This is a genomic window from Kitasatospora sp. NPDC085895 (assembly GCF_040702125.1).
Lineage (GTDB): Bacteria > Actinomycetota > Actinomycetes > Streptomycetales > Streptomycetaceae > Kitasatospora > Kitasatospora arboriphila.
Genome location: NZ_JBFBJY010000162.1, coordinates 1 through 7,605 on the forward strand (window position 1 = coordinate 1; position 7,605 = coordinate 7,605).

At 71.8% G+C, this 7,605-nt stretch carries 9 protein-coding genes; 7 read left to right on the forward strand and 2 right to left on the reverse strand.

What is annotated here, in order from left to right:
• Together AB0442_RS41035 and AB0442_RS41040 are read left to right on the forward strand one after the other, a co-directional pair.
• The coding region (locus AB0442_RS41035; protein ID WP_366167708.1) for a M4 family metallopeptidase at positions 1–129 on the forward strand (129 nt) is incomplete at its 5' end.
• A gap of 310 nt (positions 130–439) precedes the next feature.
• Positions 440–2,053, forward strand: coding sequence for a M4 family metallopeptidase (locus AB0442_RS41040; RefSeq protein WP_366168631.1), 1,614 nt, complete (start codon positions 440–442; stop codon positions 2,051–2,053).
• Between the two features lie 80 nt (positions 2,054–2,133).
• On the opposite strand, the gene AB0442_RS41045 is transcribed toward AB0442_RS41040, so the two are convergent.
• A complete protein-coding gene (locus AB0442_RS41045) occupies positions 2,134–2,454 on the reverse strand; it encodes a DUF3817 domain-containing protein (protein WP_344628292.1) in 321 nt (106 codons plus the stop codon).
• Positions 2,455–2,627: 173 nt separating this feature from the next.
• Between AB0442_RS41045 and AB0442_RS41050 the strand changes: the two genes are divergently transcribed.
• From AB0442_RS41050 to AB0442_RS41070, 5 genes are all read left to right on the forward strand, one after another.
• Entirely contained in the window at positions 2,628–3,419 is a 792-nt protein-coding gene (locus tag AB0442_RS41050; RefSeq protein WP_363542758.1) for a DUF2127 domain-containing protein, read from the forward strand.
• A gap of 89 nt (positions 3,420–3,508) precedes the next feature.
• Positions 3,509–4,147 (forward strand): AIM24 family protein, encoded by a 639-nt coding sequence (locus tag AB0442_RS41055; RefSeq protein WP_263103614.1) that lies wholly within the window; start codon positions 3,509–3,511, stop codon positions 4,145–4,147.
• Positions 4,147–4,797: an AIM24 family protein gene (locus tag AB0442_RS41060; RefSeq protein ID WP_344628290.1), complete on the forward strand. Its 651-nt coding sequence runs from the start codon at positions 4,147–4,149 to the stop codon at positions 4,795–4,797. The genes AB0442_RS41055 and AB0442_RS41060 overlap by 1 nt, the downstream gene beginning before the upstream one ends.
• A gap of 263 nt (positions 4,798–5,060) precedes the next feature.
• Positions 5,061–5,837, forward strand: a complete 777-nt coding sequence (locus AB0442_RS41065) for an AIM24 family protein (RefSeq protein ID WP_366168632.1) — start codon at positions 5,061–5,063, stop codon at positions 5,835–5,837.
• A gap of 79 nt (positions 5,838–5,916) precedes the next feature.
• Positions 5,917–6,432, forward strand: coding sequence for a MarR family transcriptional regulator (locus AB0442_RS41070; protein WP_344628289.1), 516 nt, complete (start codon positions 5,917–5,919; stop codon positions 6,430–6,432).
• A gap of 119 nt (positions 6,433–6,551) precedes the next feature.
• Here AB0442_RS41070 and meaB read toward each other — a convergent pair whose 3' ends face one another.
• Positions 6,552–7,520, reverse strand: a complete 969-nt coding sequence (meaB, locus tag AB0442_RS41075; RefSeq protein ID WP_366168633.1) for a methylmalonyl Co-A mutase-associated GTPase MeaB — start codon at positions 7,518–7,520, stop codon at positions 6,552–6,554.
• Positions 7,521–7,605: the final 85 nt, after the last annotated feature.

A 7,605-nucleotide genomic window follows, 5' to 3' on the forward strand; every position in this document is an offset into this window, starting at 1 on the left:
ATGACCTCCACCACCAACTACAAGGGGGCGCGCACCGCGACCCTGAACGCGGCGTCGGACCTCTACGGCGCCGGTTCCACCGAGTACGCCCAGGTTGCCGCTGCCTGGGCCGCGGTGAACGTCAGCTGACGCACCGCGGTTGAAGACGCAGCAGCCGGGCCCTCCGGAGGGGAGGCCCGGCTGCTGCCTCGTGTCCGGCCCGACCGGCGATGACAGAAATGCGCCAACTCTTGTCACACATCTGTCATTTGACGAACTGTCTTGTCATGCTTCCTTCCAGCCCCGTGCGGCGCCCGACCGGCCACCCCAACCGGTCCCGCGCCGCATGACCGCACGGAGCAGCACGTCAGCGCTCGTTCCGCCCCAGTCGGCACCGGACCCGGTGCCCCGGAGCGATGCGCGACCGCGCACACGCGGTTGATCCGGAAGGAACCCGTACGTGAAGCGAAAGCTCGCCCTCGGCGCCGTCCTCTCCACCTCGGTCCTGCTCGCCGGCGCGATCCAGGTCGCCGCGGGCGCCCAGGCCGCCCCCGCCCCGGCCGCCGCGCAGCAGCGGGCCGCGCTGCTCGCCCGGGCAGACACCGAGGCCCCCGCCGCGGCCCGCGCCCTCGGCCTCTCCGGCCAGGAGCAGCTGGTCGTCAAGGACGCCGTCGTCGACGCCGACGGCACCCGCCACCTGCGTTTCGACCGGACCTTCGCCGGCCTGCCGGTGCTCGGCGGCGACCTGGTCGTGCACCAGGACGCCAAGGGCGCCCTGAAGGCCGTCGACCGCGCCGTCCAGGGCTCGGTCGCCCCCGCCTCGCTCACCCCGAAGCTCACCGCCGCGCAGGCCGCCGCCGGGGCGCACGGCGCGGTCGCCGCCACCGTCGGGAAGTCCGCCGACGCGGACGAGCCGGCGCTGACCTCGGTCGGCGCGGCGGGCGGCGCGGAGCTGGTGGTGTGGGCCGCCTCCGGCGCCCCTCGGCTCGCCTACCGGACGACCGTCGAGGGCATGCGCGCCGACGGCACCCCGAGCAACCGCCTGATCGTCACCGACGCCGCGACCGGCGCGGTGCTCTCCTCCGAGGAGCAGATCCGCACCTCCAACGCGACCGGCAGCGGCAAGGGCGTCTTCGTCGGCTCGGTCACCCTGACCACCAACTACACCGGCTCGACGTACCAGTTGAAGGACAACACCCGCGGCGGCCAGTACACCGTCGACAAGAACGGGACGCTGTACACGGACGCCGACAACGTCTGGGGCAACGGCAGCGCCTCCAACGGGCAGTCCGCCGCGGTGGACGCCCAGTACGGCGCGGCCGCCACCTGGGACTTCTACAAGTCGACCTTCAACCGCAACGGCATCAAGAACAACGGCGTCGGCGCGTACAGCAAGGTCCACTACGGGAACAACTACGTCAACGCGTTCTGGAGCGACAGCTGCTTCTGCATGACGTACGGCGACGGGTCGGGCAACACCCACCCGCTGACCGCGATCGACGTGGCCGGCCACGAGATGACGCACGGCGTGACCTCCGCCACGGCAGGCCTCAACTACTCGGGCGAGTCCGGCGGCCTGAACGAGGCGACCAGCGACATCTTCGGGACCATGGTCGAGTTCTACGCCAACCTGCCGGTGGACACCCCGGACTACCTGATCGGCGAGCGGCTCAACCTGAACGGCAACGGCACCCCGCTGCGCTACATGGACAAGCCCTCCAAGGACGGCGCCTCGGCGGACTACTGGTCCTCGACGGTCGGCAACAAGGACGTCCACTACTCCTCGGGCGTCGCCAACCACTTCTTCTACCTGCTGGCCGAGGGCAGCGGCGCGAAGACGATCAACGGCGTCAGCTACAACAGCCCGACCTCCAACGGCGCGAAGCTCACCGGCATCGGACGGGCCAAGGCCGCGCAGATCTGGTACCGGGCGCTGACCGTCTACATGACCTCCACCACCAACTACAAGGCGGCCCGCACCGCGACCCTGAACGCGGCGAAGGACCTCTACGGCAGCACCTCCGCCGAGTACAAGGCGGTGGGCGCGGCCTGGAGCGGGGTCAACGTCAACTGACCCCCGCCCCGCGCACGGCGACGGCCGGGCTCCCTCACGGGGGCCCGGCCGTCGGGTCGTTCCGGGGTGTTCCGGGGCGGTCAGGCCGCGGCGGCCGCCGCGGGCACCTCGCCGCGCTCCTCCTTGGCGAGCATCCTCTCGGCGAAGAAGCCGCCGGTGGGCAGCACCGACAGCACGAACAGCACGATGCCGCGCTTGGCGTCCCAGCGCTGCTGCTGCCAGGCCAGGGCGAGGAAGACCACGTACAGCACGAACAGGCCGCCGTGGACCGCGCCCATCACCGGCACCGCGTTGAAGTCGGTGGTCCGCTTGAGCACCGAGCACACGAGCAGCAGCAGGAAGGACAGGCCCTCCGGGCCGGACACGAGTCGCAGGCGGTGGACGGCGGGGCTGGTCTTCACGGGTCACCTCGGAAAGGGGTCGGCGAGTGAGCTCGTGAACACGATCACAAGCCTCGTTCATTATCACCGACCGAACAGCCGTGCCGGGGCCGGGGTGGCCGGTCCCACGGCGGGCGGCCCTATCCTGCTGCGGCACGGCCCGACGACCGGGCCGACCGACCACGGGGGTGGACATGTTCCGCATCGACTGGAACCGGCGGACCTGCTCGCGGCGCGGGCACATCACCTACGCGCCCGACGAGGCCGACCTGCGCGGCCGGCTGCACGCGCACACCGCGCTCGGCGACGCCTGGCGCTGCCTGCGCTGCGGGGACTTCGCGCTCGGCGCGCCGCACGGCTCCGGCCCGGCCGACGAGGCGCCGCTGGTGCCGCGCGGCAAGGCCCTGCGCGACCTGTTCATCCTGCGCTTCCTCGCGATCGAGCGGGCGCTGCGCGGCCTGCTGATCCTGGTCGTCGCCTGGGGCGTGTGGAAGTTCTCCAACAGCCAGGACGCGGTGCGGCGGATCTTCGACGAGAACCTCTCGGTGTTCCGGCCCGTCACCGACCACTTCCACTGGGACCTGGAGCACTCGCCGATCGTCGACACGATCCGCAAGACCTTCGAGTACAAGCACGGCACGCTGCTGATCGTGGCCGGCGCGCTGGTGCTGTACGCGCTGATCGAGATCGTGGAGGCGGCCGGCCTGTGGGTGGGCGCCCGCTGGGCCGAGTACCTGACGGTGGTGGCGACGGCGGCCTTCCTGCCGCTGGAGGTGTACGAACTCACCGAGCACGTCAGTGCGCTGAAGATCGGCACGCTGGTGCTGAACGTCCTCGCGGTGCTGTGGATCATGCTGTCGAAGCGGCTGTTCGGCCTGCGCGGCGGCGTGGTCGCCTTCGAGGCGGAGAAGCACTCGGCCTCGCTGCTGGAGGTGGAGACCGCCGCGGGCGCCGTCCCCGGGGCGGAGCCGGCCCCGGCGGTCTGACCCCCTGACCCGGTGTGATTTGTCGCAGCTCGGTACCAGAGGCCCGCGCCCCCTCCCGGGTGCGGGCCGGCTGCCGCTACATTCGCCCGGTGGCACAGTTTCGACTCCAGGGGTCCAAGGTGCTCGCCGTCGACATGGCGGGAGACTCGGTCAAGGCCCGCAACGGCACGATGGTGGCCTACACGGGCCAGATGAACTTCAAGAAGATGTCCGGCGGCGGTGACGGCCTGCGCGGCATGGTCACGCGTCGGCTGACGGGTGAGCAGATGGAGGTCATGGAGGTGAAGGGGCAGGGCACCTGCTACTTCGCCGACAAGGCCACCGAGGTCAACCTGGTGCGGCTGAACGGCGAGACGCTCTACGTCGAGTCGGAGAACCTGCTCTGCACCGAGGCGACCCTGCACACCGGCACCTCCTTCACCGGACTCAACGGCATGGCGTCCGGCAACGGCCTGTTCACCACCAAGGTCGAGGGGCACGGCTGGGCGGCACTGACGTCCAAGGGCCCGGCGATCATCCTGCGGGTCTCCCAGGGGATGCCGCTGCGGGTCGACCCGGGTGCGTACGTGGCGCACACCGGCAACCTCAACCGCAGCCTGAAGTCGGGCGCGGGCTGGACGACGATCATCGGCGAGGGCGGCGGCGAGGCCATGCAGGTCGAGTTCGCCGGCGAGGGCCTGGTCTACGTGCAGCCCTCCGAGAAGATGACCTTCGGGGGCGACGTCTGATGCCGTTCACCAAGATCAACAACAAGATGGTCGAGGCGAAGGTCATGCCCGGCCAGCGGGTCTTCAGCCAGCGCGGCTCGATGCTCGCCTACACCGGCGAGGTCTCCTTCACGCCCAACGTGATGGGCGGCCAGGGCGGCGTCATGTCGATGATCGGACGCCGGGTGGCCAACGAGGACACCCCGCTGATGACCGTCGAGGGCCAGGGCAGCGTGATGTTCGGCCACGGCGGCCACAACGTCCACGTGATCGAGCTGACCGGCGACACCCTCTACGTGGAGGCCGACCGGCTGCTCGCCTTCGACGGCACCCTGCAGCAGTCGACCATGTTCATGGGCCAGCAGGGCGGCGTGATGGGCATGGTCCGCGGCCAGGTGACCGGCCAGGGCCTGTTCACCACCAAGCTCGACGGCCACGGCTCGGTCGCCGTGATGGCGCACGGCGGCGTGTTCGAGCTGCCGATCGGCCCCGGCCAGCCGGTGCACGTCGACCCGCAGGCGTACGTGGCCCACCGCGGCCAGGTGACCAACAAGCTGTCCACCGCCCTCGGCTGGCGCGACATGGTCGGCCGCGGCTCGGGCGAGGCGTTCCAGCTGGAGCTGTCCGGCCACGGAGTGGTCTACGTGCAGGCGAGCGAGGAGAAGCTCTGATGTCCTACCCGCCGCAGCCGCCGTACGGGCAGCAGCCCTACGGCCAGCCCCAGCCCGGCCAGCCCTACGGCCAGCCCGGCTACCCGCCGCCCGGCCAGCCCTACCCGCCGCAGGGGCAGCCCTACCCGCCGCAGGGCCAGCCGCAGCCCGGCTACCAGCAGGCGTACCAGCCGACCCAGGCCGGCCAGCCGTACCCGCCGCAGGGCAACTACGGCGCGCCGCTGCCGCAGAACGGCGGCGAGGGCCCGGTGGTGCACGACGCCATGAGCCTGCCGGTCAACGACAACGTCAACCCGTACGCCTTCTCGGTCGACCTCAACGGCGCGTACTACCTGCAGAAGGGCAAGATGATCGCCTACTACGGCGAGATGCGCTTCTCGGGCATCGGCCGCGGCGTCATCGACCAGATGCTGGAGCGGAACTTCAACTCCCCGCTGCACGCGTCCGACTGGGTCGTCGCCGAGGGCCGCGGCAAGCTGCTGCTCGCCGACCGCGCCTTCGACCTCAACTCGTACGACCTGGAGGACGGCAACCTCACCGTCCGCTCGGGCAACCTGCTGGCCTTCGAGCCCTCGCTCAAGCTCAAGCAGTCGATCATCCCGGGCTTCCTCACCCTGATCGGCACCGGCAAGTTCGTGGCCGCCTCCAACGGCCCCGTCCACTTCGTCGAACCCCCCATCCGGGTGGACCCGCAGGCGCTGGTCGGCTGGGCCGACTGCCCCGCGCCCTGCCACCACTACGATCACGGCTACATGCACGGCCTGATCGGCGGGCTCCGCCACCTGACCGGGCTCGGCGGCGCCTCCGGCGAGGAGCACCAGTTCGAGTTCATCGGGGCCGGCCAGGTCCTGCTGCAGTCGACCGAGACCCTGATGGCCGAGCGCTCGGTCGGCGTGGTGCACGCCGAGGCGGGCGTGCCCGGCAGCGGGGTGCCGCACCAGCCGGGTGCCGGGGCGCACGGCGGCGGGCAGCAACTGCCCAACGTCAACATCCCGGGCCTGGGCAACCTCGGCGACCTCGGCCGGAGGTTCGGCCTCTGACGGGGCCGAACCGGTGAACCGGGCGCGGCTGGATTCGTAAACTTGTACAACATTTAACAAGCACGGCTATGCTGGGGTCATGGACACGCACGTCACCGACGCCCCCGCCGTCTCCTCCTCGGCCACCGCGGAGGAGACGCCGTGGCTGAGCACCCGCGAGCAGCAGTTCTGGCGCGCCCACCTGGAGGTGAGCAAGCTGCTCGAGTACCAGCTCGGCCGCGAACTCCAGCCGCACAACCTCGCCATCAACGACTACGAGATCCTCGTGGTCCTCTCCGAGGCGCCCGAACGCCGGATGCGGATGACCGACCTCGCGACCGCCACCCTGCAGTCGAAGAGCCGGCTCTCCCACCAGATCACCCGGATGGAGAGCGCCGGGCTGGTGCTGCGGCAGGAGTGCCCGGGCGACCGCCGCGGCCTCTACGCCCACCTCACCGAACCCGGCTGGGAGACGCTCCAGAAGGTCGCGCCGGACCACGTCCGCAGCGTCCGCAGCCACTTCGTCGACCGCTTCACCCCGGAGCAGATCGACGCCCTCTACGAGGCCCTCGCCCCGGTCGCGGAACACCTCCGCGCCCTCCGCGGACGCGCCTGACGGCGCAGGGCAACCGCCCAGGGGCCCCGATTCGCGCGGGCTCGCCGATCCCGGACTGCGCAGTTCCGCCCCCGGCCTTCGGCCGGGAGGTGCCCCCAGCGCCCCTGGCGCTCCGCCCGTTATGCGGTGCCCTCGGTGAGGCCCGCGACGAGGTGGTCGGCAGCGCCGTAGGGGTCGAGGTCGCCGGCGGCGACCCGTTCGGCGAGGCCGAGCAGGTGGCGGTCGCCGCGCAGGTCCCCGATCCGGGAGCGAAGGGCGGCGAGCGCGATCGCCTCGATCTCCTGGGCGGCCCGCCGGGTGCGCCGGGCGGCGAGCTCCCCCGTCCCGGACAGCCAGGCGCGGTGCTTCTCCAGGGCCTCGACGACCTCGTCGACCCCCTCGCCGCGGGCGGCGACCGTCTTGACGATCGGCGGCCGCCAGTCGCCGGGCCGGCGGCCCTCGCCGAGGCCGAGCATGTGGTTGAGCTCGCGGGCGGTGGCGTCGGCGCCGTCCCGGTCGGCCTTGTTGACGACGAAGACGTCGCCGATCTCCAGGATCCCGGCCTTGGCGGCCTGGATGCCGTCGCCCATGCCGGGGGCGAGCAGGACGACGGTGGTGTCGGCCTGGGCGGCGACCTCGACCTCGGACTGGCCGACACCGACGGTCTCCACCAGGATCACGTCGCAGCCGGCGCCGTCCAGCACCCGCAGGGCCTGCGGGGCGGACCAGGAGAGACCGCCGAGGTGGCCGCGGGTGGCCATCGACCGGATGAACACCTCGGGGTCGGTGGCGTGGTCCTGCATCCGGACCCGGTCGCCGAGCAGCGCGCCGCCGGAGAACGGCGAGGACGGGTCGACGGCCAGTACGCCGACCCGCTTGCCGCGGCGACGGTACGCGGAGACGAGGGCGTTGGTCGAGGTGGACTTGCCGACGCCCGGCGAGCCGGTCAGGCCGACGGTGTAGGCGTGGCCGGTGTGCGGGGCGAGCGCCGCCATGGCCTCGCGCAGCTGCGGGGCGGCGTTCTCGACCAGCGAGATCAGCCGGGCCACCGCCCTCGGGTGCCCGGTCCGCGCCTGTTCGACCAGCGTCGCCACGTCGGTGCCGGCCACCCGCCGGGGCGGCGGCGCCGGTCCTGGTGCGTGCGGCGCGTGCACGGGCCACCCGGGCGCCGTATCCGCGAGGCTTGTCGGCTTG